A 23,371-nucleotide genomic window follows, 5' to 3' on the forward strand; every position below is an offset into this window, starting at 1 on the left:
CATGGTGCCCAACTTCAAGGCTGACGGAACGCGTTTGCTACAACATCGATTGGTGAGGAGGTCGCCCCGACATGAGCTTGCCCGAGAACGGCGCAGCATGGCCGCCCCCCGAGTGGGCCGCGTACTACGAGCGGATAGCCGTCGACGACGCGTGGTACTCCGGTGACCGGCAGCGCCTCGCCCGGGTCTACGGACGCGAGGCCAAGGCGCCGCGCCGCCGTCTGTGGGGCCGCCGCAGCACCGCGCACCGTCCCGGCCGTGACACCCGCCTACACGTCCCCCTCGCCGGCGACATCGCCCAGACATCCGCCGACATGCTGTTCGCGGACATGCCGCGCGTCGTCGTCGACGACGCGCGGACACAGACCCGCCTCGACCAGCTGCTCACCGACGGACACACACAGCAGATGCTTTTGTCGGCCGCCGAGCAGTGCGCCGCCCTGTCCGGTGTCTACCTCCGGGCGACGTGGGACCGCGACCTAGTCGACCGGCCGCTACTCACCGCCGTGCAGCCCGACAACGCCATCCCCGAGTGGCGTTTCGGCATGCTCGCCGCGGTGAACTTCTGGCGTGAGCTGCCGGGCAGCACGACACAGGCCGTATGGCGCCACGTTGAGCGGCACGAGCCCGGCCGGATCGTCCACGCGCTCTACCAGGGCAGCGGCGACAACATCGGTCGGCGCGTCCCCCTCACCGAGCACCCCGACACAGCCGCCCTGGTCGGCAGCATCGAGCGCGACGGCGAGTCGACGACGACCGGTATCCGGCAGCTCACGGCCGCATACGTGCCGAACATGACCCCCAACAGGCTGCACCGGGGATCGCCGATCGGGCGCAGCGACTACGCCGCCCCGATCTACGACCAGCTCGACAGCCTCGACGAGGTCTGGACGAGTTGGATGCGCGACATACGCCTCGCCCGCGCGCGCCTGATCGTCCCCGACGGCTACCTACGGAGCCACGGGCCCGGCCGCGGAGCGTCCTTCGACGAGGACGCCGAGGTATACGCCCAGCTCAACATGCCGCCCACCGAAAACGGCGGGATCACCTTGTCTCAGTTCGAGATCAGGGTTGAGGAACACCAGCGCACGGCCGAGGCACTGACCAGGCAGGCCGCCCAGTCCGCCGGTTACGCGGCACGGTCGTTCGGCCTCGACCAGGACGGAGGCGCCGCCCGGACCGCGACCGAGGTCAACAGCGACGACGACAAGAGCACGACCACGCGCAGGAAGAAGGCAGGCCACTGGAAACAGGGCATGTCCGACGCCCTGTTCGCCCTGCTCGAACTCGACGCCGTGCACTTCGGCAGCAGGGCGCCCGCAGAACGCCCGCGGGTCGAGTTCCCCGACGGCGTCGCCGAATCGCCGATGGACACCGCGACAACCCTCGACCTGCTCAACCGCGCACAGGCCGTGTCGACCGCCACCCGGGTCAAGATCCTGCGCCCGGAATGGAACGACACGGAGGTCGCCGTCGAGGCCGCTGCGATCCTTCGGGAGACCGGTATTTCGGAGTGTTTCCGTTGAGCTAGCGCGCATCCCATTTTTCATTTTGGGAATCCCATGCGAAACGCCACAGATAGCCGTCCCAAACTCCTTGCACAATCCATGCTGAATTTCTTCCATATTCATAGTGCAGTCGGGGGACGGGTTCGGGGTCAAAAATTGGGTGGGGTGCATCATGCAGCACGAGGAGTTTCTTCATGGCCACAGGGCCGAGATCTTCTGGAACGTCCACTGCCCACCCGTAGCTTGTGTACAGCCTGACGGTAGGGACACCGCCCACCATTACGTCTAGCTCACGTGCTTCACGCCGCAAGAAGCGGCGTAAAGCCCTGCGCGTCGAATCGTCGATTCGACCAGCAAGCCGATTCCCGAAGTACGACGAGACAGCTTGCAGGAACGGAGCTGCGGTCATCCCCAGAACGAAGAGGCTGACGCCGCCTGGCCCATCGCCCGATGGCTGCGGGCCACGCATCCACTCGGGAGGAGGCCCCTTCGGGCCCCAATCGTAGAAACGGTATGGCTTGTCTCTTGACATCGCACCCCTCCCCCTCGGCGAAGCATGGCAGGTACGACACCCCAGTCGGTAGGGGTAGAGCCGCAGGGGGTGGGAAGTGCCAATCCATCCGGGCATGGTTGAGGATTTGGCCGCGACGACGCGCGACAGCTACGCCGCGGCCGAAGAACGGCTACTCGGCATCATCGCGCGACAGCTCGCCGCCGACCTCGACGCGCCCGGTTGGGTCGAGGCCAAGCTCGCCGCGATCCAGCAGGTACGCCGCGCCGCACAGGCCGTCGTCGACGAACTCGCCAAGGCGACCGGCCTCGACGTGTTCGACGCGGTCGCCGAGTCCTACAACCGAGGGCACCGCGCCGCGGTTGCCGAGTTGGGCGCCCTGTCCGACGACGCCCGCGCCCTAGTCGACGAGCGCACACCGAACGCCAAGGCCGTCGACCGCCTCGCACAGGAAGCCGTCGACGTCGTCACCGCGACGCACCGGTCGATCCTCCGCGCCGTCGTCGACGGTTTCCGGGCCGTCATCGCGTCCGTGGCCGCCACCCCCCTACTCGGCACCGGCACCCGTCGACAGGCCGCACAGGACGCGATGCGCACGTTTGCCGATCGAGGAATACAGGCGTTCGTCGACCGCGCCGGGCGCCGCTGGTCGCTCCCCACCTATGCCGAGATGGCAGTAAGGACAGCGACCGCGCGGGCCGCGACCGAAGCTCACATGCGCACCCTGGAGACCGCCGGGGTCGACCTGGTCGTCGTCAGCGACGCCCCGCGCGAGTGCCCCCTGTGCGCCCCGTGGGAAGGCCGCGTGTTGACGATCAGCGGGCCCCCAGGCCCGCGCACAGTCGAGGCCGAGCACGCCACCGAAGACGGCCGCATGGTGCCCGTCCGCGTCGCCGGAAGCCTCAACGAGGCCCGCGCCCAGGGGTTGCAGCACCCCAATTGCCGCCACTCTGTGAGCCTGTACTCGCCCGGCCTTACCCGGATCGAGCAGGCCACCAGCGACCCGGACGGGTACGCCGCCGGACAGCGTCAGCGCGAGATCGAGCGGACCATCCGCAAGTGGCGCCGCCGCGAGGCCGCCGCCGTCGACCCCGTCGCGCAGCGCGTCGCCCGCGCCAAGGTCAGGCAGTGGCAAGGCGCCATGCGCCAACACCTCGCCGACCACCCCGACTTGCGTCGCAACCGCGTGCGCGAGCAGATCGGCGCCGGGAACCTCCCCGAGAAGCGGACCGAGGCCGCGCCCGAGCAGGTCGAGGCCGCCCGCGTGTGGTCGGGCGACGACGCCAGCGTGCGCGCCATGAGCGACGACGACCTCGCCGCCGCCATGCGCTCGAACCTGCTCGACGACCGCGCGCGCCGCCGGATCGAGGCCGAGGCCGACCGCCGCGACCTCGACGCCCTGCTCGACCGCGCCGCCCCCGGCGGACGTCTGGCCGAGGATCTGCTCGGCCTGTCCGACGATGACCTCGCCCGCGTGCTTGCCCACGTCGACGAGGCCGACCAGGTGCGCATCATGGCCGAGGCCGACCGACGCGACCGCGCCGGACACCTGTCCGACGTGCGGCCCGACCTGGTCGGCCTGTCCGACGCGCAGCTCGCCGCCCGCTACCGCGACACCAGCGGGCCCGAATCCGCGGCCATCGCAGCGGAGGCCGCCCGCCGCGACCTGCTCGCCCGGTTGTTCCCCGGCGGACGCCTGCGCGCCGATCTGTCGGACGTGTCCGACGACGACCTCGCGTGGGCGATGCAGTACGCCGACAACGCCGAACTACTGCGCATCGCCGCTGAGATGGACCGTCGCGACGCCGTCGACCTCCCACCGCCCGCCGATACCAGCGACGCCGTCGAGGACCTGCTCGCCGACCGCGACGCCCTCGCCGAGGCCATGGGCGATCACGTGCCCGGACCGGCCGCCTGGGGCGCCCTCGCCGCCGACCAGGCCCTCGACGACCACGCCGACGACGACGCGTTCTGGGCCGACCTACGCGACGCCGCCGCCGTACTGCACCGCGGCGACGACGAGGACCAGGACGAGCGGCACACGATCACGCGCCGCGAGGCCCGCGCCCTGTACGACGAGTACGTCTACCGGCAGTACCTGAAGGCCGAAGAAGACTGCCGCGGCTACCTGCTCAACAAGAAGGCCCAGGCCGCCGGACACAGCCCGATCGGTCTGTTCAGCGGGCCCGCGCGCATCGCCTATGCGCGCGCGTCCGACGAGCTGAAAGAGTGGTGGGAGGCACACGGCAGGCTTACGCAAGCCGAGTTCATCGAGCAGGTGACCGGCAAGGCCCAACGATGGGCGGACGGCGCCCGTAAGAACGAGTCCGACCAGCAGAACAAGAGGTGACCATGGGCACGCGCGAGGAGATCGTGAAGGCACTCACGGCGGGCCGCGAGGCAGGCGAGCGGGGCGACCCGCCGACCGTGTGCCCGTACCCGCTCACCTCGACACTCACCACCGCGTGGATACGCGGCTACGCCGAGCGCCGCCCCGTCGCCGACCAGGACGTCAGCGACTGACACCCGAACACCGCACACACCCCGAAGGGGGGTCCGCCACCACGGCGGGCCCCCCTTTCGCATGCCCGCACGCGCCCGCCCGGCGGGCCCGACTGCACAGGAGTGCACCGTATGAACACGCGCCACCTCACCCGCCGCCGCAGCGCCGCCTACGCCGCCGGGTGGGCCCGCCCCTACGCCCTGTCGCCCTGGTCGCCGATCATCTACGCGGACGGCGGGCAGGGCGGCGACGGCGGCACCGGTTCCGGCGAGGGCGGCACGGGAGCCCAGGGCGGCGAGCAGGGAGGCACCCAGGGCACGGGTGGTCAGACCCCGCCGAACACGCCCCCGGCACCGCCCCAGCCGCCCGCCGAGGGCGACCTGTCCGCGCTCCCGGAGTGGGCGCAGGAACGTATCCGCAGCGCGGAGAAGCAGGCCCCGAGGGAGACCGCGCCACCCGCCCAGACTGCGCCCGAGCAGGCCGCCGAGGGCGACCTCGCCAAGCTCCCGAAGTGGGCACAGACGCAGCTCACGCAGGCGCAGGAGCAGGCCAAGACCGCCGCGATTCAGGCCGCCGTACTGCGGGCCGCGCCGGACGCCGGCGCCAACGTCGCCGCCCTGCTCGACAGCCAGTCCGCCATGACCGCGCTCGCCGCGGTCGACCCCACCGACCAGGCCGCAGTGACCGAGGCGATCAAGGCCGCCGTACAGGCACAGCCGCACCTCGCCGCCGCGCTCGGCCCCGCCCGAGGGGGCGCCGACTTTGGCAACGCCACCCCGCCCGAGCGCAAGCCCGGTTCCCTGCACGACGCTATCGCCGCCCGTCTGGGCGCCTGAACCTAGGAGCACCCCATGCCCGTCACTCTCGCCGAGGCGAAGAACAACGCACAGGACGACATCGACGTTGCCGTGATCGACGAGTTCCGCAAGGAATCCGCGATCCTCGACTCGCTCACGTTCGCCGACGTCGTCAACCCTGCCGATGGGGGCGACACCCTGACCTACGGATACCGGCGACTGATCACTCAGCCGACCGCGTCATTCCGCCCGATCAACACCGAGTACACCGCGTCGGAAGTCCAGACGCAGCGCTACACCGTTGACCTGAAGGTGATGGGTGGAGCATTCCGCGTCGACCGCGTCGTTGCCCGGGTCGGCCCGGCCGCGTCCGGCGCCGTCACGCTGAACATGACCCAGAAGATCAAGGCGACCCGCACCCAGTTCCAAGACACCGTGATCAACGGCGATGTGTCGGTCGACGCCGAGTCGTTCGACGGCCTCGACAAGGCACTGACCGGCACCGCCACCGAGTTTCGCGCCGGCATCGTCACCGACTGGTCCGACTTCGACACGAACGCGCGCGCCGAACACAAGGCACTCGACGCCATCGACGAGTGGCTTTCGCTGCTCGATGGCTCGCCCACCATCATCCTCGGCAACAAGCGGGCCCTTGCCCGCGTTCGCGCCGCCGCGCGCCGCGCGGGCATGTACACACAGAACCCGCTCGACGGTCTGCTCGGCCCGAACGGCCGCCCGATCGTCCGCGAGCAGTACGGCGACATCGTGTTCGCCGACCCGGGCGACAAGGCCGGATCGAACAACCCGATCATCCCGGTTGAGACCCGCACCGTCGGCGCGCAGACCAACGTGACCGGCCTTACCGACCTGTACGCCTACCGCGTCGGCCTCGACGGATTCTTCGGCGTGGCCTGCATGGGCGGAATCGTCGTCCGTCAGTGGCTCCCCAGCTTCGACACTCCGGGCGCCGTCAAGTTCGGCGAGGTCGAACTCGGCCCCGTCGGCGTCGCGCTCAAGAGCACCAAGGCCGCGTCCGTCTTCCGCAACGTCAAGGTGGGCTGACCCATGGCAGTGATCCGCACCCCTGTTGAGGGATTCAGCGGGCCCGGCGTAGCTGGCCTGCACTTCGTCGACGGCCAGGCCGAGACCGACGACCCGGCCGCCATCGCCTACGCCCGTCGCCGTGGCTACGACGTCGAGGACACCGCGTCCAAGCGCAAGCCCGCGGCGAAGCCCGAGGCAACGAAGGAGTAACCCCGTGTCCCGTGTCTACGCCACCCCCGAGCAGCTCACGGCGTGGACCGGCCAACCGACGCCGCCTGATGCCGAGCGGCTGCTCGCCCGCGCGTCCGAGGACATCGACGACGCGCTCGTACGGGCCGTCTACCTCACCGACGACGCGGGCATGCCCACCGACCCGACCATCGTCGCCGCGCTCCGGGACGCCGTCTGTGCTCAGGTCGAGTACCAACTCGCCACGGGGGATGACGGCACCGGAGCGGCGGGCCGTTGGGACTCCGTGAGCATCGGGCCCGTGGCCATGTCCGGCCGCAAGGGCGGCCCGCAGGCACCCGGCGACGTCGACCTCGCCCCGCGCGCGCACCGCGCGCTCACGCGGACGGGACTGCTGCCGGGGGTGATCTGGTGAACGTTCCCCGCTGGCTACTGCGCCACCGCATCACCATCGAGCCCTACCTCGGCACCTCCGCGTACGGCAAGCAGTACGGGCCCGCGGTCGCGGACGTGCCCGCCCTGGTCTCCGAGACCGTCAAGACCGTGCGCAACCGCGAGGGGCGCGAGGTCATCAGCACGGCGCAGATCATCGCCGAGCCGGGCCTCGCCTGCCCGGCGGAGTCGCGCATCACCCTGCCCGACAGCCGCAAGACGACCGCCATCAGCGTCGCCCACCACACCGCGCCCGGTCTGCCCGTGCCCGCCAGTACGGAGGTGATGTGCGAATGACCCAGCGCACCCGACTGCGATGGAACGGCGACGCGATCATCGCGGCGACCCGCCAGGGCGCCGCCCGCGGTCTGCGGCTCGGCGCCGAGCACGTTCTCGAAGTGTCCCGCCGCCGCGTGCCCATTGAAGAGGCCACCCTCGAACGCTCCGGGACCGCGACCGTCGACGAGAGCGCGCTCACCGCCGCGGTGGCCTACGACACTCCTTACGCCATCAGGCAACACGAAGAGATGGACTACCAGCACGACGCGGGCCGTACCGCGAAGTACCTCGAACGCCCCCTGATCGAAGAGGCCGACGCGGTCGGCGAGATCATCGCCGCACAGGTGCGGCGGTCGCTGCGGTGAGCTTCCTGCCCGACGTCGTCGAGGGCCTGGCCCGCCTGCTCGACGAGCACAACGTCGGCACCTACCGGCCCGACGGCGTCTATGCCGCGGGCGAGACCGCCATCACCGACACCGTCATGCCCGAGGGGCCCGGCCGCGTCATCTGCCTGACCCCGTATCCGGTGGAGGAGTCCGCGGCCCTGACCGACACCGTGCTCGCCGTGCAGGTGCGCACCCGCGCGGGCCCCGACCCGCGCGAGGTGGCCGCCCTCGACGACGCCGTATTCGCCGTGCTGCATGCCTCCGGACGGCACACGTTCGGCAGTGCCCGTATCTCGCTGATCTACCGCTTTTCCTCCGCTCCGCTCGGCGCCGATGCCAACGGCCGCCAGGAGCGCACCAGTAACTACCGCCTGCGGGGGCACCGCCCGCACCCCCGCCTCGAATAGGAGGACCCCGCCATGAGTACGCCCACCCCGCCGGCGGAGACCGAGACCGCGCTCGCGCGCCGCTACCGCCTCGAACTCAACACCGGCACCGACACCACGCCCGTATGGACCCTGGTGCCAGGCATCCAGGAGTTCGCCCCCAAGGTCGAGCCCACTCAGCAGAAGTCGACGACCTACGACGACGAGGGGTGGGCGGACAGCACCGTGACCGAACTCGCCTGGTCGATCGAGGCCAAGATCGCTCACCGCTGCCACCCCGAGACCGGCGCGTTCAACGCCGCACAGGAAAAGATCCGGCTTGCGTCCGAAACGTTCGGCGTCGCCTCACGCGTGCACGTGCGCTACTACGACCGCGAGGGCCGCGACGAGGCGTACGAGGGCCGCGCCCTGGTCACCTGGGAGCCCGAGGGCGGCGCGTCCGACGACCTCGACACGGTCAAGGTCACGCTGACCGGCAAGGGCCCCCGCAAGAAGATCACCAACCCGGTTGCGCCCGCCGGGGGCGGCACGTTCGCTCTCGTCAAGGAGGTGGCCGCGTAATGGCGTTCGAGGCCCTCGACGAGCTGCTCGAAGAAACGTTGGTGCTCCCCATCAAGGGGCGCCGCTACACGATCCTGGCGCCCTCGGCCGATACCGGCCTGCGCGTGCAGACCATCGTGCAGGCCGCCGCCGTCGCCGCGAGCGGCGGGCAGGTGGACGAGGAAGCCCTCGGCGATGCCGCCGAGGGCGACCTGTACCGCGACCTGCTCGGCCCCGCCTACGACGAGATGCTCGCCGACGGCGTGTCCTGGCCAGCGCTCAAGCACGCCGCACGTACCGCGATTGCGTGGGTGGTGCAGGACAAGGCCAGCGCCGAACGCGTCTGGTCCAGTGGTGGCGACCCTTCTCGGTTGGCCCCGAACCGGCAGCAGCGCCGATCGGGCGGGGCGAATACGACCCAGTCTCAGGGCTCCACGAGTGGTACGAGTGGCCGCCCGGCACCGGCCCGCGCACGGCGCAAGCGTCGCTGACCTGGCTCCAACTCCTCGACCAGTGGCCGCTGATCGAGGCTGACCTACACGAGATTTACGGCGTCGACGTCGGCGACCGGACCCTCATGCGCGCCCGCTCCTGGCGATGGCTGCGCGTGAGAATCTTCGGCCTGCTCTCGGCCGAGAGCAGGCTCTCGCGCCACTTCGCACCGCCTGAACAACCCCCGCGGTAGTCCGCTGCTGTAGCGGCCCGCGCCCACCACCAAGCACGACGGGAGGTGGGCGCGGTGGCGCTGACCGTCGGCGAACTCACCGGCTATATCGATCTTGACGACTCCGGTGCACAGCGCGGCCTCGCGCGTACGCGGGCCGGACTCGACGAACTCACCCGCGGCACCGATGGCCGCTTGCGGGACCTGCGCGGCCGGTTCGTCGCGGACTCCGCCGCGATGGGCGGCGCGCTCGGCGACAACATCCGGTCCGGCGCGGTCCGCGCGGCCAAGGGCCTTGCCCTGGTCGGCGGCGCGGTCCCGCTGGTGGCCGCCGGAACGGCCGCGCTCGGCGGCCTGGCCGCGGGCACCCTCGCCGCAGGTCTGGCCGTCAAGGCGTTCTCTGCCGCGGTCGGCCCGCAGATGGAGGCCGTACAGGGGGTCGCCGACCTCGCCGCCGAGGCGGAGAAGGCCGCCGCCGAGGGCGCCGAGGACGCGGCCGAGAAGCAGAAGGCATACACAGACGCGCTCGCCGAACTCCCGCCCGCGACGCGGGATGCGGCAACCGCGTTCATCGGCCTGAAGTCGGACTACAAAGCATGGTCGGACGCGCTGTCGACCACGACCATGCCCGTGGTCACCAAGGGCATCACGGTCCTGCGTGACCTGCTCCCCAGCCTGACCCCGTTCGTCGAGGCCGCCGCGACAGCCTTCTCAGGGTTCTTCGACGACGTCTCAGCGGGCATCAAGTCCGCGGAGTTCAAGGAGTGGGTAAGCGAGACAGCCGCGGTCGCCGGACCCGCGCTCCGCGACATCCTCACCGTGATCAAGAACTTCGCGGTGGGTTTCGCGGGCATGCTGCAAGCGTTCCTGCCCGCCTCCGCGGGGGTGACCGGCGGCCTGGTTTCCATGTCCGCCGCATTCGCCGACTGGGGCACCTCGCTCGACGACTCCGCAGGCTTCGCGGCTTTCCTCGACCTGGCCGAACAGGGCGGCACCACCCTGGCCAGTCTCGCCGGCGCCGCCGTCGAGCTACTCGTCGCCCTCTCACCACTGCTCGGCGTCACGGTCCAACTCGCTTTGTACCTCGCGAAGATGATCAGCGCTGTTCCGACCCCGGTACTGACGGCGCTTGCCGTGGTCATCGGTTCCGTGACCGTGGCCACGAAGGCGTGGGCGCTGGCTCAAACGGTCGTGGCCGCGCGTAACGCGATCTGGACGAGTAGCCAATGGGCGCTCAACGCGAGCATGTTCGCAAGCCCGGTGTTTTGGATCATCGCCGCGATTGTCGCCCTGGTCGCCATCGTCGTGTTGATCGCGACCAAGACCGACTGGCTGCAACAGGCGTGGTCGGTTGCGTGGGGCTTCATCAAGTCGGCTACCGACACGGCCGTATCTGGCATCGGCACCGCGTTGAACTGGTTCGCCTCCCTGCCTGGGAAGTTGTCCGGCTGGTTCGGCGGTGCGAAGGATGCCGCGGTTGCCAAGGTCGTTGAACTGACCGTCTGGCTCTCTGGTCTGCCCGGCCGCGCGGTATCCGCGCTGTCTGGTCTGCCGGGCAGTCTGCGCGCCTCCGCCTCGCGCGGCTTTCAGGCGTTCCGCACGGCCGCCGGCCAAAAGGCATCCGACTTCATCGCGTGGGTTCGCGGCATGCCCCGCCGCATCGCAAGCGGCATCGGCTCTCTTGCCTCCCTGCTCACCGGCAAGGGCCGCGACGTCGTGCGCGGCTTGTGGCACGGCATCAAGGCCATGGGCGGGTGGATCAAAGACAAGTTGATCGGCTGGGCCAAGGCCATGATTCCGGGGCCGATTGCCGACGCCCTCGGCATCAACAGCCCCTCTCGCGTCATGGCGCAGGAGATCGGTCAGTGGATTCCCGCGGGTGTCGTCGACGGCATCGAGTCGGGACAGGGCGCGGTCGATCGGACCATGCGCAATCTCGTCACCACGCCCACCCCCGGACAGGCCACGGCCGCCGCCATGGCCGCCCAGACCAACGCCGCCACTGGCGGTGCGGGCGCGGGTGGCGCACGCATCGTCATCGACGTCACCGGCGCAGACGGTGAATGGAAGCGCGTGATCCGCCGTATGGTCCGCGTCGACGGGCGCGGCAGCGTACAGACTGCATTCGGCACCTGACACCGCTTAGCCCCTTGGGAGGGGTTAAGGGCTGCTCCGTAATGATCGTTCTTATTTAGCGCAAGTCAGGCCCAATCTCCCCTCGAAGGAACATCATGCCCAGGAGGGCAAGCCCAACCAGCACTGCGAGGAATCCGAGACACCCCCAGCAGCTCCATGGCTCTCCCGGTTCCGGCTTCCAGGACCAGTCAGCCATACACCCCCCTCTCTGCCATATGCAGGATATCGTCACCTTTGGAATGGGGGCGTGTGTTGCGACTTGGGAACAGAGGGTTGACCAGGACGCAATAATGGACAGCGCGCCACCCAAGTCTTCGACCGTCTGACGACGCGCCTCACCATGACTGGATTACCTGAAGTGCCACAACCATCAGATCCTGCCCCTCTCAGGACAGAATCTAATGCAGCACGTCAGAACGCGTTCACACTGTCGACCAAGAGATCAGCACTCGGCGTATCGAGATAAAACTCGATACGAATTGTTTTATTGGATGCGACACTCGTCAGATCCAATGTAGATGTCACTAGCGACCAGTCTGCGTTTGTCGCTGTGAAGCGCGCAGGCATCGGTCGATCCGGCTGGCCGAGCTGCCAGATGGCCAGCGTTCCCCTGACCTGCCCCACACCAGCACGCACCCACGCGAAGGCCGAAATGCTATTGACGCCCTGCACAGTGAAATCCTGCGCAATCGATCCACCCGGCACCGTCGAGCGGACTGCGAGATAGAAATCTCCGGATTTCGCGGGAATTTGCGCATTCCCCTGCACTACATCGAAGCTGACCGCGTGCTCGATGTTTACGCGCCGCCATTGGGCGTTCTTTTGGTCCTCAAAGCTCGGATTTAGCAGGTACGACATTTCCTCCCCCTTGCGTTGCAACTGATGGCGGAAGTTACTACCAGGAGAACCATCCTGCAACCGCCCTAAGGAGAATCGGGCCACTATCCGTAAGATCCAAAATACGACCCGTAGCTCACTCCTAAAACTTCCGCCCCGCTTTCTCTCACCAGGCACCATTTTTCCGTCGGCAGGTACTCTTTTGTCCTTCCCTAATGATCCGCTCTGCGCATTGGTCGAGTTGCAACTCAACGGCACATGGCTGGACATCACCCTCGACGTCTACACCGGGAATCCGATCACCATCACGCGCGGGCGCCCCGACGAGGGCGCCCGCACGGATGCGGCTACCTGCGCGTTCGTCCTGAACAACGAGACCGGCAGGTACAGCCCGCGCAACCCGCGCTCTGACCTGTACGGGCGCCTTGGCCGCAACACCCCCGTGCGCGTGTCCATCGCTCCGTTCGGCCCCGCCGGGCCGCGCCTGGTGCGCTTTGTGGGCGAGGTCCCCGGATGGCCCGTGAAGTGGGGTACTCCGCACGACGTGCGCGTGTCCGTGACGGCCGCGGGCATCCTGCGCCGTCTGGGGCAGGGTGCGGCGCCGCTGCAATCTGCGATGCGTCGCGAGTTCTCCAACCCCGCCCGCACGTCCGTCGTGGCGTACTGGCCGTTGGAGGACGGGGCGGGGGCGACCGAGTTCGCTTCGGCGATGCCCGGCGCGGCTCCCATGCGCATCACCATGACCGGGATCAAACCTGCCGCCTACACCGGTCATGAGGCATCCGACGCGCTGCCCACCGTGGGCGAGGGCGCGGCTACCGGCACCGTGCCGGCCTACCCTGCTACCGGGGAAAACGCCCTGCGCTTCTTCGCCGCGTTCCCGGACACCGCGCCCGAAGCCGAGACCGTGCTGTGCAGCTTCGCCACTACCGGCATCGTCTCACGGTGGACCATCACGCTGCGCCCTGACGGGCGGCTGAGCATGTACGGCCGCACCGTTCTGGGGCTGGAGTTCGTCCGCCTGACGGGCGGCGGTAACTCCCTGCTCGGCAAGAGAGTCAACATCGGCCTTGACCTCATAGACGACGGCCCTGTCACCGACTGGCGGCTCTACTACGTCGACCTCGACGCCTACACCTACGAAGGTGGTCCGGTCCCGTCGTGGAGCGGCAACACGGTGAACAACGCCGTCGGCCGGATCACTCACATCACAGTGGGCGGCGGCACGGCGGGCGAGGTCGCCGTCGGGCATGTCGTCCTAGCCAACACCGCCGCCGCGTACACCGGGACCGGCGCCGCGTTGGTCGGATGGGCGGGCGAGAGCCTGTCTACCCGTCTGCAACGCATCGCCCGCGAGGAAAGGATTCCGTTCATCTACACCGGCCGCCTCAACGCGGCCGGTACCCGCCTCGGCGCGCAGTCCGTCGCCGCCCTGCTCGACCTCTTCCAGGAGGCCGCGGACGCTGACGGCGGCATGTTCCACGAGCAGCGCGACGCGCTCGCACTGGCCTACCGCACCCGCGCCACTCTGTACACCCAGGCGCCCGCGCTCACCCTCGACTACGCCGCCCGCGAGGTTGTCGCCCCGCTCGAACCGGTCGACGACGACCAGGCCGTGCGCAACGACGTCACGGTGGCGCGCACGGGCGGCAGCTCGGCGCGCGCGGTGTGCGAGAGCGGCCCTCTTTCGGTTCTGGCGCCGCCGGACGGCATCGGCCGGTACACCGAGAGCCGGACTCTCAACCTGTACTCCGACGATCAGTGTTCGCCCTACGCGTGGTGGGGGCTGCACCGCGGTACGTGGGACGAGGCGCGCTACCCGTCCGTGTCGGTGGCTCTGCATGAGGCGCCGCATCTGGCCGAGGCGGTCGCCGCGGTCGACGTCGGCGCCCGCGCCCGCATCCTCCACCCGCCGCCGTGGCTCCCACCGGGCACGGTCGAGCTGCTGGTCGAGGGCTACACCGAGACCCTGGGCGTGCGCACGTGGGACGTTGAGTTCACGTGCTCGCCCGGCGGGCCGTGGCTGGTCGTCACCCTCGACGACGTCGAGTACGCGGTCGTGGGAAGCGACGGCACCGAACTGGCCGCCGCCGTCGACCAGGCCGCGACCGTGCTCGACGTCCAGGTCACCGGGGGCCCGCCGTGGCCCACGGCCGCACTCCCGCTGAATACCAACGGCGACATGCCCGCCGGCCTCGACGGCTGGACCCCCTACGGCGGCACCCTGGCCCGCATCCCCACCCCGGACCGCGGGGCGGGGATGGGCGCATGGGCCGTGCAGTTCACCCCCGACGGCGTCGAGGAGTACCCCAACGTCGGCAGTGACCTCCTGCCCGTCACCGCAGGCACCCGCTACACCGTCGCGGGGTGGCTGCGCTCCGCCACCGCCCGAACCGTTGACCTCGACATCAACTGGTTTGACGCCGCGGGCGAGTACCTCGACACCTCCGCCAGCAGTCAGGCCGTGGCCGCGGGCGCATGGGTCTGGTTCGAGGAGACGTTCACCGCACCGGCCGGTAGCGCGTTCGCCAACATCGCGGCCACCGTCCCCGACCACCCACCCATCGTCGACGTGCTCATCGCGACCCGCCTCACCCTGCGCCCCACCCTCGACGGCGAGGCGCCCGGCGTGTTCCCCATCGCCGTACAGATCGGCGGCGAACACCTCGACGTGCACGGCATCGCACCGTCCACGACCGCCGGACGGCTCGCCTTCACCGTCACCCGCGGCACAGACGGCCTCGTCCTGAATCACCCCGCGAGCGCCGCCGTGCAACTCGGCCGCCCCGCATTCGCCGCCCTGTAGCTGACGCCTCTACGCCCAACGGCCGCCGCCGCAACCGCGGCGACGGCCGTTCTGCAAGGACACAAGGGCTCCCCTCGCTCGCGTCCCTGCACAGGACGCCCCTGCGTCAGCAGAGCGCGGGAGTGCCCTGCGTACCGCAAGGGCAGGGCTGGGGCCGTTGATGTCGGCGACACGGCTCCAGCTGGCCTTGTGCGAGTGATCGCGGCCCGGGGTCTAGGAGCCTGCGGGCGGCGCATACACAACCGCCCTGTTCACAGCCTAGGGCAACTCTTTCAGGACGTCAGCGGAACTGGGCCTGTTTGGCCGATAGATGCCCCCGCTTGAACACCAATCCCCCGAAACTACAACTCCGGAGGTCTCCCCTGTCCACGCCCGTTGCCCAGTGGCTACCCGGCATGCAGATGACTGCCGGACGCCTCCAATACATGCTGGAGAGGCTCTCCGAGTCTCTCACCGTCACCGCGTACGGGGCCGTCGGCATCGGGACCATAGACGACGCCCCCGCGATTCAGGCCGCGCTGAACGCCGCCAAGATCCGCGGGGGTTGGGTCATCGTCCCGCCCGGTACCTACCTGCTCGCGACACTTCCGCTCCGCATCTACCGCAACACCCGGTTGACCCTGCTCCCTGGAGCCCGTTTCGTGCGCGGCGCCGCCGAGACCATGCTCATCAACGGCGACGCCGCACAGAACCTGGGCGGCTACACCGGCCACGGCGGGATCACGATCGAGGGGGGTGTCTGGGACTGCCAGGGCACCGCACCGGGCCTGACCGCGTCGGCGATGTGCATCAGCATCGGGCACGCGCGTGACATCACCATTCGGGACGTCGAGATACGGGACGTGTCCGGCTACCACGCCATCGAACTCAACTCGACGAAGCGCGGAACCATCGAGAACTGCCGGTTCCTGGGCTACTACGACCCCGGCGCCCGCGACTTCTCCGAGGCCGTGCAACTCGACTTGGCCAAGTCAACGGGGGTGTTCGGCGGGTTCGGTCCCTACGACCACACGCCGTGCGAAGACATCCTCATATCCGGCTGCTACTTCGGGGCGTCCGGCACCAGCCTCACCACGGCGTGGCCGCGCGGTGTCGGTTCGCACTCCGCGACAATCACCAAATATCACCGCCGAATACGGGTCTCCGACTGCACCTTTGAGGGCGTCACTCAGTACGCCGTCAGTGCCTACAACTGGGAAGACGTCGCCGTGACCGGCTGCAACTTCAGCAGCTGTGGTTCCGGGGTGCGCTTCCGCACTGTGATCCTCACCGACACCGAGGACACCAAGCGGCCTGACGGCACGCAGACCGGCGCCTCACAGGCCATGCGCAACCTCACCGTGACCGGCTGCACGTTCCGCAGCGGAGGCGGTTACGACGAGCCGATCGTCGCTCTCGGCGAGACGTCCGGGCAGATCCTCAACCTGACCATCGGCGACAACGCCATCGACGGAAGCACCGGCGCACAGAACGGCATCCGTCTTCAGCAGGTACAGCGGTTCGCCATCTCCGGGAACGCCATCTCCAGCGTGGACGGCACCGCCGTGTCGATGGAGAACGCAGACAACGGCGCGGTGACCGGTAACCAGATCTACACCCCCGGCTCGCACGGCCTCACCGCCGTCACCTGCACTCACACGTCGATGACCGGGAATCAGGTCCTGTATCCGGGCGGAAATGGGGTGTTGGTCCAGGACGGCAACAACATCCACATCCGCGACAGCTACATCAAGAGCCCCGGACGCTCGGCGAACAACACGTACTACGGCATCCGCCTGAGTAGTACCGCATCATCCATCTCCCTGTCCGGGAACAAGGTCCGGCCCAACGGGTCGGGCAACGAAGCGATCAACGGTTTCTCCGCGACGAACACGTGCAGCAACGTTGCCCGCTACGGCAACGACTGGCGCGGCTCGGAGTTCACCGGGGGCGCCCTCGACGACAAGTCCCCGGCCCCGCAGACCCTCGCGACCGACCTCGCCTGAGTCCCGTGGTGCCGATGCATTCCCGCGGCACCGGCACCACGGTTGAGGCGGGACCGGCCGTGGAGGGGAGCTCAATCGCGGCCGGTGCTGCCCCCTCCCAGGCTCCTCCTTCGTAGGCGCACAAACAGATTCCGCACAGCGCATTTCCTCTACGCCGCGAGACCACCCGGCCAACCACCGCTCACCCACGCCCCGCGCACTGCGCCGGGGCTCTTTTCATGTCTGGAGACTCCTCTATGGCCCCGCCTCTGTCTGCTTCCGCCTTCCGCGACGCCATCGAAGGCGAGGGCGTCGACGTCGTGGGCGTCGGCGACTGGACGCGCCACAACCGCAACCACAAGGGCCCCTGGGGGCCCATGCGCGGCGTCATGATCCACCACACCGTGACGTCCGGCACTGCCCACTCGGTCGCCCTCTGCCGCACCGGGCACGCCATCCTGCCCGGCCCGCTGTGTCACGGCGTCATCGACAAGTCCGGCCGCTTGCACCTGGTCGGCTACGGCCGCGCCAACCATGCCGGCCTCGGCGACGACGACGTACTCGCCGCCGTCACCGCCGAACGGAAGCTGCCCGCCGACAACGAAGCGAACGCCGACGGCAACCGCTACTTCTACGGGTTCGAGTGCGTGAACATGGGCGACAACGTCGACCCGTGGCCCGAGGTCCAGGTCGAGGCCATCGCCCGCGCCGCCGCCGGTATCTGCCGCAAGCACGGGTGGGGCGCCGAATCCGTCATCGGTCACCTTGAATGGCAGCCCGGCAAGGTCGACCCGCGCGGCCCGATCGGCAAGAAGGGCGGCCCCGCACTCACCATGGCCAAGATCCGCGCCCGCGTCGACGAGCTGCTCGACGACGACGAGCCGAGCAAGCCCCCGACGCCGGGCAAGCCCAAGCCCTACACCCCGCCGCCGTTCCCCAAGGGCCTCGCCCCCGGCCGAAAGAGCCCGTCCGCCAAGCCGCTACAGCGCGCGCTGAAGGCCGCCGGATACCTCGCCAAGAGCGTGCCCGAGGCCACCACATACGGCCCGCAGACCCAAGCCGCCGTGGCTCGCTTCCACAACGCCCACCCCGCCTACCGCGCCGCGGGCAAGTCCCACGACCCGGCCATCGGCCCGCGCGGCTGGGCCGCCCTGCACCGCCTCGCCTACGCCAAGTAGGCCCCGCGCCGAGAAAAACCTCAAGTTTTTCGTCATACCGACGCGAACACTTGAGCACGCCCAGCCCGCTCCGCCGCCGCGCCGCGGAGCGGGCGTTGCCGTTCCCCCACTTCACGAAATGAGGAACCCTCCATGACCCCCGAGAACAAGCGCACCATCCGCACCGTCCTGCAAGGCGCCGTGGCGTTCGCCGTCGCCCTCCCCGGCATCGTCACCGCATCCGGCGTGCCCGACTCCCTGCCGTGGGTGGCCGGCGGCCTCGCCGTCGCGGGCGGCCTCGCCCGCGTGATGGCGTTGCCCAGCGTCGAGGCCATCCTCGACCGGTTCGGCCTCGGCCTGGTCGACGACGTGAAGGAGCCCACCGCGCCGTGACGACCTCGCCCTCACCATCCGATCCGGACGCCGTCGCGCTGGAGTTGGAGAGAATCAGGCGGACGATCGAGGTGGGGTTCACCCGCACCGACGGCGCCCTCGCGCTACTGGTGCAACGGCACGACCAGACCGACGAAGCGATCAAGGAGCACGCGCGCCGGATCGACGACCACGACACCCGCCTCGACACTGTCGAGCGCGGGGAGACCGAACGCCAGAAGCGCGACCTAGCCCGCCTCGACGCCCTCGAACGCGCTCGGTGGCCGCTGCCATCCGTGGCCGGCCTGGTCGCCCTCACCGGCCTCACTCTGTCTCTGTGGCAGCTCGCCGCCCGATAGACGCACCACGCCCCCCGTACGGCCGTTCGCGGCTGTGCGGGGGGCGCTCTTTGTGTTTGTGGTCAGATCTGGTCGGCCTTGATGCCCTCGACGAATGCCTGAAGCGCGTGGCGGTCGAGGAGCAGCGCCGCACCGGTGGGACGCTTGCTGTCCCGAAGGGCGACGAACTGCTCGTCGATGATCCCCGCCTCGACGCAGTCGGACTGCGTCCCGGATGCGGACGACTTCCACCACGTCACGGCGAGAGTCGAAGCGTCGGCGATGTGGTGGCTCATGTGTGTTCTTCCTTTATCTGTGCGATGCGTTTCACGGACGCCTCAACTGGTAGAGCAGCAGCGCGCAATCGTTCGAACGCGTCTCGGTAGTCGCCTACCTGCGTGCTGTCCTCGACGTAGATCGCTGAAGTGAGGCTCTCTACGTGGACGACATCGAGGTCGACGTGATCCTCGAATCCGAGGATCGAGTAAGAACCCATCTGACCGACATGGGGTGGGGCGTCGGTCGGCAGGATTTGAATGTTGATGTTGGGTCGCCGACTTAGCGCGAGCAGGCGGGCGAGTTGGTCCCGCATGACGCCTTGGCCGACGCACTGCGTACGTAGTGCGCCCTCTCCGATGATGGCCCACAGGGTGAGGGGTCCCTCGCGCGAGGTCAGTACGGCCTGACGGGCGAGCCTGACCTCGACAAGCGCGTCGATCTTGTCCTCGACCGCCGCCGACATGCCGATACTGGTCATGAACTCGCGGGCGTAGTCACCCGTTTGGAGAAGCCCCGGAATCACGCCTATCTGCCATGTACGAACCGATGTCGCGTCGGCCTCAAGAGAGATCAGGTCCTCGTACACGGGAGACAGGACGGCGCGGTACGACTGCCACCAGCCGCGGCGAGCACCCTCGCGAGTGAGGGCGAGCAAGGCAGAACGAAGTTCCGCGTCGTCGATGCCGTAGAGGTCGAGCAGTAGCTCGACATCGGCCTGTCGCGCGGCAACGCGTGCAGCTTCGATCCGGCTGACCTTCGCCGTGTTGAGACGTCCGCCGCTCTTCTCGGCGACATCTTCAAGCGTCCAACCGAGTTCATCGCGACGGGTCTTCAGCTTCGCGCCCAGTCGTCTCCTGCGCACTGTCGGAGCGCTCAAGGGCCCTACCCCCTTCCCCTTACCGGCCAGTCTGCCGCCTGCGTGATCGTGAGGCTACCGCCCACGTGCACGCTATGCCGGATCGTCAACGACGCCGTGCAATTTTGCATTTATTGAGTGAGTAGGTTGCACGCGAGGTGAGTTGAGGAGCACTCTGGGTGTGACGTAGTGCACTCATCTCGCGACTGAGTGCATGGGACAGGTGCCGTCATGCACCAAGCCGCCACATTTGATTGAAGGCCGCCCCCATGAACTACCAGCCCCACCCCGATGACCACGCGTCGAGCGCGGAAGACAGCGCGAGCCAGGCACCCGACGGCATGTGCCCCTTATCCGAACTCGACGCCTTGGCCGAGGACTTAGCGCGCCGAATCGACGCACACCTCGGCATTCCGCGAAGCGAGGGCCCGAGATGACGCGCACCCTCTACGCGTTCCGCGAGTACCACCTAGAGCCGAACCCGGAACCGGACGGCGAACCCATCACCCACTGCATGGAATGCGCGCACTGCGAGCAAGCCAGCCCCACAGCCGAGAACGTCGACGAGCCGCTCGACTGGGTGGTCAACCACCTGAAGACCAACCCGACGCACCTCGCATACCGCGAGCACCTCACGCGCCCTTACCGCGCCGAGCCCAGGGCAATCCTGTGACGGCCCTCATGTGCGAGCCCTGGCAAGTGCACGTGCCACCGGCGCACAACGGATTGTGGTGCGAGTGCACGCTCGCCGAACCGGCAGCGCACGGCGACCGCGAGTGGCTGCTCGCCGGGTACGCCGCACCCTCGCCACGCCTCGCCCTGCGCTGGCTCACTTCCCAGGCATCGCGCTTAGCCGACCTGATCGACCCACCCCTCGACACACAGTGGATGCCGCCGCGTGCCCTGCGAGTCGCCGCATCCGACCCGGCCCTCGACCCGGCAACCGCCCTGCGGGCATGGCCCACTGACGTCGCCGAGCACGACCAGGCGCTCACCGCGATGCGCGACGGCGGCCTCTACGCCTTCACCGTCACAGACGACCAAACGAGCTACGCACTTACAGCGCGGCCCATCCTCACCCACGCGCGCGGCTACCTACCGCCGCCCCAGGCTCCCGCCCCCTACCGCGGTCGACCGGTCGAGGCTCCCCCGCAACGGCCCTTCCTGCGGTAGGGGCGGGCCCAACAGCGGCCCGCGCTCACCCCGAGCCGGGCCGCGTCTCTCACCCAACCGAGAGGACGCACGTATGAACGCCCTCGACACCATCCGCTCTGTCGAGTTGGAGATCACCGGCACCTGTGATCTCCAATGCACGCACTGCTGCACCATGTCCGGCCCCAAGGTGAGTTCGGGCCTCATGACCCGCGACAACTGGGATGAGGTCATCACTGACGTCGCCGCCCTCGGCATCCCCGCCGTGCAGCTGATCGGCGGCGAGCCCACCCTCTCGCCGTACCTGCCCCACTACATCGAACGCGCCGCGGAACTGGGCCTGTTCGTCGAGATCTACAGCAACCTGACCCACATTCGCCCCGCCCTCTGGCATGCGTTCGACCGCCCCGGCGTCGTCCTCGCCACCTCCTACTACTCCGACCAGGCCGAGCAGCACGAGCAGATCACTCAGGGCAAGGGCAGCCACAACCGCACCCGCGCGAACATCCTCGAAGCCCTCGACCGCGGCATCCCCTTGCGCGTCGGAGTCGTCGAGGTCAACCCCGGACAACGCGTCGCGGAAGCCGAGGCCGAGCTACACGCCCTCGGCGTGAAACGCGTCGACGTCGACCGCGCCCGCAAGGTGGGCCGCGCCGCCGCGGACACCATCCCCACCGTCGATGAACTGTGCGGCCACTGCTTCCGCCACCGCGTATCCATCGACCCCGACGGCAACGTGTCCGGCTGCATCCTGAGCCGCTTCCTGGAAGCCGGAAACGTCCGCGAACGGCCCCTACGCGAGATCCTGCACGACGCCCTATGGTCTGAAATCACAGCGACCATCCCCACACCGCGCGCCGGATGCACCCCCGACGACACCAACGACTGCGACCCCAGCAACACCCCCGCGTGCAACCCCGCCTACACCACCCCCGCCGCCCCCCTCTCTCTGGAGGCCACCGCGTGAACTGGCGACCACACGCGCAAGCCCTCGCCGAGGACGTCACCCACCGCTCATCGCGATGGCGCGAACACGTGGCAGGCACCCCGCGCCACCTGTTCGTACCCCGCTGGTGGGAGCGCACTGACGACGGATGGACCCCGCAAGCCCCACACGACGAAGGCCAGTGGTACGCCGCCACCTACCGCGACACATCCCTCGTGACCCGCGTCGGCCCACACCACGCCGACCGCGCAAAGGCCGACGACCACCCCGCCGGCCGCCCCACATCCTCCGCCACCCTGCCAACTCTCGTCGTAAACATGCTGCGACACGCCTACCTCGAAGACGGCGACCAACTGCTCTACGTCGGCACCGGCACCGGATACGGCACAGCCCTCGCCGCCCGCCGTCTGCACTCCGAGCAGGTGACGAGCGTGGACGTCGACCCCTACCTCGTCGAGGCCGCACGGGAACGGCTCGACACCATCGCCCTCGGCCCCCGCGTCGAGACCGCGGACGCCACCGGCCCACTCCCCGTCGCCGCCGAGAGCACCGACCGACTCGTGTCCATGGTCTCTGTGCGCACCATCCCGCCAAGCTGGCTCACCGCGCTCTGCCGTGGCGGGCGACTCGTGACCACCATCGCGGGCACCTCACTCCTCATCACCGCAGACAAGGACAACGACGGCGGCGCCACCGGCCGCGTGCTGTGGGACCGCGCGGGATTCATGCCCGTACGCCACGGCGACGACTACCCGCCCAGCCTCGCCCCAGTGCTCGACGTCGCCCGCCACCAGGACGGCGACAGGGTCACGACCGGCCCGTATCCAGTCGTCGACGTCGAGCAGGCATGGGACCTCGATTCCATGCTCAGCGTCACAGCCCCCGGCATCGTGCACGAGTACCGCGAGCACGACGGACAACGCACCGCGATCATGGTCCACGCCGACCGTTCATGGGCCCGTGCGACCGCCAGCGGCACCGACCGGCCCACCGTCCACCAGGGCGGGCCCCGCCGCCTGTGGGACATCCTCGACGGCATCCGTCACGACTGGCTCGCCACCGGGGAACTCCCCGTGCGGGGCGCCCGAGTCTTCATCAGCCCCGACGGCCGCACCGTCCTCGCCCGCGGCAAGTGGCACGCCACGCTTTAACCGTTGACGGCGCAGCGCGCCCCCTAGGTGAGCCTCAGGGGGCGCGCTGCTGTATCCGTTCGCGCGCACGTCGGGCACAGCAACACATGCCGCCCCGCTGTACCCCAGCGTGCCCCAAGTGCCAGGATCGGAAGGGGT

General features: G+C 69.1%; 26 protein-coding genes. 22 read left to right on the forward strand and 4 right to left on the reverse strand.

The genetic code is table 11. The annotated features are described in order from the left end of the window. The first annotated feature begins 71 nt into the window (after positions 1-71). Positions 72-1,526 carry a phage portal protein gene (locus ACZ5U5_RS31475; protein ID WP_469028413.1) on the forward strand — a complete coding sequence of 485 codons (1,455 nt, stop codon included), beginning with the start codon at positions 72-74 and terminating at the stop codon, positions 1,524-1,526. 1 nt (position 1,527) lies between these two features. Here ACZ5U5_RS31475 and ACZ5U5_RS31480 read toward each other — a convergent pair whose 3' ends face one another. Then, positions 1,528-2,040 carry a hypothetical protein gene (locus tag ACZ5U5_RS31480; protein ID WP_469028415.1) on the reverse strand — a complete coding sequence of 171 codons (513 nt, stop codon included), beginning with the start codon at positions 2,038-2,040 and terminating at the stop codon, positions 1,528-1,530. A 94-nt stretch (positions 2,041-2,134) separates the two neighbouring features. Between ACZ5U5_RS31480 and ACZ5U5_RS31485 the strand changes: the two genes are divergently transcribed. The 12 genes from ACZ5U5_RS31485 (at position 2,135) to ACZ5U5_RS31540 (ending at position 11,375) form a co-directional block, all read left to right on the forward strand. Then, on the forward strand, positions 2,135-4,369 hold the full coding sequence (locus tag ACZ5U5_RS31485) for a phage minor capsid protein (RefSeq protein WP_469028417.1): 2,235 nt from the start codon (positions 2,135-2,137) through the stop codon (positions 4,367-4,369). A 2-nt stretch (positions 4,370-4,371) separates the two neighbouring features. Further along, positions 4,372-4,542 (forward strand): Rmf/CrpP fold protein, encoded by a 171-nt coding sequence (locus ACZ5U5_RS31490; RefSeq protein WP_469028420.1) that lies wholly within the window; start codon positions 4,372-4,374, stop codon positions 4,540-4,542. Between the two features lie 111 nt (positions 4,543-4,653). Continuing rightward, the gene (locus tag ACZ5U5_RS31495; RefSeq protein ID WP_469028422.1) at positions 4,654-5,358 is read left to right on the forward strand and encodes a hypothetical protein; all 705 of its coding nucleotides are present in this window, start codon (positions 4,654-4,656) and stop codon (positions 5,356-5,358) included. Positions 5,359-5,373: 15 nt separating this feature from the next. Continuing rightward, positions 5,374-6,381: a major capsid protein gene (locus ACZ5U5_RS31500; RefSeq protein WP_469028424.1), complete on the forward strand. Its 1,008-nt coding sequence runs from the start codon at positions 5,374-5,376 to the stop codon at positions 6,379-6,381. A gap of 3 nt (positions 6,382-6,384) precedes the next feature. Further along, a complete protein-coding gene (locus tag ACZ5U5_RS31505; protein WP_469028427.1) occupies positions 6,385-6,573 on the forward strand; it encodes a hypothetical protein in 189 nt (62 codons plus the stop codon). 4 nt (positions 6,574-6,577) lie between these two features. Beyond that, entirely contained in the window at positions 6,578-6,967 is a 390-nt protein-coding gene (locus ACZ5U5_RS31510) for a head-tail connector protein (RefSeq protein ID WP_469028429.1), read from the forward strand. Then, positions 6,964-7,281 carry a hypothetical protein gene (locus tag ACZ5U5_RS31515; protein WP_469028431.1) on the forward strand — a complete coding sequence of 106 codons (318 nt, stop codon included), beginning with the start codon at positions 6,964-6,966 and terminating at the stop codon, positions 7,279-7,281. The genes ACZ5U5_RS31510 and ACZ5U5_RS31515 overlap by 4 nt, the downstream gene beginning before the upstream one ends. Then, complete coding sequence (locus ACZ5U5_RS31520) at positions 7,278-7,628, forward strand: hypothetical protein (protein ID WP_469028433.1); 351 nt, start codon at positions 7,278-7,280, stop codon at positions 7,626-7,628. Before ACZ5U5_RS31515 ends, ACZ5U5_RS31520 begins: the two co-directional genes overlap by 4 nt. Continuing rightward, the gene (locus tag ACZ5U5_RS31525) at positions 7,625-8,056 is read left to right on the forward strand and encodes a minor capsid protein (protein WP_469028436.1); all 432 of its coding nucleotides are present in this window, start codon (positions 7,625-7,627) and stop codon (positions 8,054-8,056) included. Before ACZ5U5_RS31520 ends, ACZ5U5_RS31525 begins: the two co-directional genes overlap by 4 nt. A 12-nt stretch (positions 8,057-8,068) precedes the next feature. Next, positions 8,069-8,596, forward strand: coding sequence for a phage tail tube protein (locus ACZ5U5_RS31530; protein WP_469028438.1), 528 nt, complete (start codon positions 8,069-8,071; stop codon positions 8,594-8,596). Continuing rightward, positions 8,596-9,066 (forward strand): DUF7426 family protein, encoded by a 471-nt coding sequence (locus tag ACZ5U5_RS31535; protein WP_469028440.1) that lies wholly within the window; start codon positions 8,596-8,598, stop codon positions 9,064-9,066. The genes ACZ5U5_RS31530 and ACZ5U5_RS31535 overlap by 1 nt, the downstream gene beginning before the upstream one ends. Positions 9,067-9,314: 248 nt before the next feature. Next, a complete protein-coding gene (locus tag ACZ5U5_RS31540; RefSeq protein ID WP_469028443.1) occupies positions 9,315-11,375 on the forward strand; it encodes a phage tail protein in 2,061 nt (686 codons plus the stop codon). Between the two features lie 411 nt (positions 11,376-11,786). Here ACZ5U5_RS31540 and ACZ5U5_RS31545 read toward each other — a convergent pair whose 3' ends face one another. After that, the gene (locus ACZ5U5_RS31545) at positions 11,787-12,317 is read right to left on the reverse strand and encodes a hypothetical protein (protein ID WP_469028446.1); all 531 of its coding nucleotides are present in this window, start codon (positions 12,315-12,317) and stop codon (positions 11,787-11,789) included. A gap of 127 nt (positions 12,318-12,444) precedes the next feature. On the opposite strand from ACZ5U5_RS31545, the gene ACZ5U5_RS31550 reads away from it, so the two are divergent. The 5 genes from ACZ5U5_RS31550 (at position 12,445) to ACZ5U5_RS31570 (ending at position 18,870) form a co-directional block, all read left to right on the forward strand. Then, positions 12,445-15,018: a hypothetical protein gene (locus ACZ5U5_RS31550; protein WP_469028449.1), complete on the forward strand. Its 2,574-nt coding sequence runs from the start codon at positions 12,445-12,447 to the stop codon at positions 15,016-15,018. A gap of 395 nt (positions 15,019-15,413) precedes the next feature. Further along, the gene (locus tag ACZ5U5_RS31555; protein ID WP_469028452.1) at positions 15,414-17,003 is read left to right on the forward strand and encodes a right-handed parallel beta-helix repeat-containing protein; all 1,590 of its coding nucleotides are present in this window, start codon (positions 15,414-15,416) and stop codon (positions 17,001-17,003) included. Positions 17,004-17,239: 236 nt separating this feature from the next. Next, positions 17,240-18,160: a peptidoglycan recognition protein family protein gene (locus tag ACZ5U5_RS31560; RefSeq protein ID WP_469028455.1), complete on the forward strand. Its 921-nt coding sequence runs from the start codon at positions 17,240-17,242 to the stop codon at positions 18,158-18,160. A gap of 132 nt (positions 18,161-18,292) precedes the next feature. Further along, positions 18,293-18,532 carry a hypothetical protein gene (locus ACZ5U5_RS31565; RefSeq protein ID WP_469028457.1) on the forward strand — a complete coding sequence of 80 codons (240 nt, stop codon included), beginning with the start codon at positions 18,293-18,295 and terminating at the stop codon, positions 18,530-18,532. Beyond that, a complete protein-coding gene (locus ACZ5U5_RS31570) occupies positions 18,529-18,870 on the forward strand; it encodes a hypothetical protein (RefSeq protein ID WP_469028459.1) in 342 nt (113 codons plus the stop codon). Before ACZ5U5_RS31565 ends, ACZ5U5_RS31570 begins: the two co-directional genes overlap by 4 nt. A gap of 62 nt (positions 18,871-18,932) precedes the next feature. Here the strand turns inward: ACZ5U5_RS31570 and ACZ5U5_RS31575 are convergent, their stop codons facing one another. Together ACZ5U5_RS31575 and ACZ5U5_RS31580 are read right to left on the reverse strand one after the other, a co-directional pair. After that, on the reverse strand, positions 18,933-19,145 hold the full coding sequence (locus tag ACZ5U5_RS31575; protein ID WP_469028462.1) for a DUF397 domain-containing protein: 213 nt from the start codon (positions 19,143-19,145) through the stop codon (positions 18,933-18,935). Then, complete coding sequence (locus ACZ5U5_RS31580) at positions 19,142-20,005, reverse strand: helix-turn-helix domain-containing protein (protein WP_469028464.1); 864 nt, start codon at positions 20,003-20,005, stop codon at positions 19,142-19,144. The genes ACZ5U5_RS31575 and ACZ5U5_RS31580 overlap by 4 nt, the downstream gene beginning before the upstream one ends. Positions 20,006-20,417: 412 nt before the next feature. Here ACZ5U5_RS31580 and ACZ5U5_RS31585 point away from each other — a divergent pair, with 412 nt between their 5' ends. The 4 genes from ACZ5U5_RS31585 to ACZ5U5_RS31600 all read left to right on the forward strand — a co-directional run bounded on the left by ACZ5U5_RS31585 (position 20,418) and on the right by ACZ5U5_RS31600 (position 23,233). Then, entirely contained in the window at positions 20,418-20,657 is a 240-nt protein-coding gene (locus ACZ5U5_RS31585; RefSeq protein WP_469028467.1) for a DUF7848 domain-containing protein, read from the forward strand. A gap of 26 nt (positions 20,658-20,683) precedes the next feature. After that, positions 20,684-21,157, forward strand: coding sequence for a hypothetical protein (locus ACZ5U5_RS31590; RefSeq protein ID WP_469028469.1), 474 nt, complete (start codon positions 20,684-20,686; stop codon positions 21,155-21,157). 73 nt (positions 21,158-21,230) lie between these two features. Then, positions 21,231-22,103 carry a radical SAM/SPASM domain-containing protein gene (locus ACZ5U5_RS31595; protein ID WP_469028471.1) on the forward strand — a complete coding sequence of 291 codons (873 nt, stop codon included), beginning with the start codon at positions 21,231-21,233 and terminating at the stop codon, positions 22,101-22,103. Then, positions 22,100-23,233, forward strand: a complete 1,134-nt coding sequence (locus tag ACZ5U5_RS31600) for a methyltransferase domain-containing protein (protein ID WP_469028474.1) — start codon at positions 22,100-22,102, stop codon at positions 23,231-23,233. The genes ACZ5U5_RS31595 and ACZ5U5_RS31600 overlap by 4 nt, the downstream gene beginning before the upstream one ends. The last annotated feature ends 138 nt before the right edge of the window (positions 23,234-23,371 follow it).

The organism is Streptomyces sp. NPDC033177 (genome assembly GCF_055577715.1).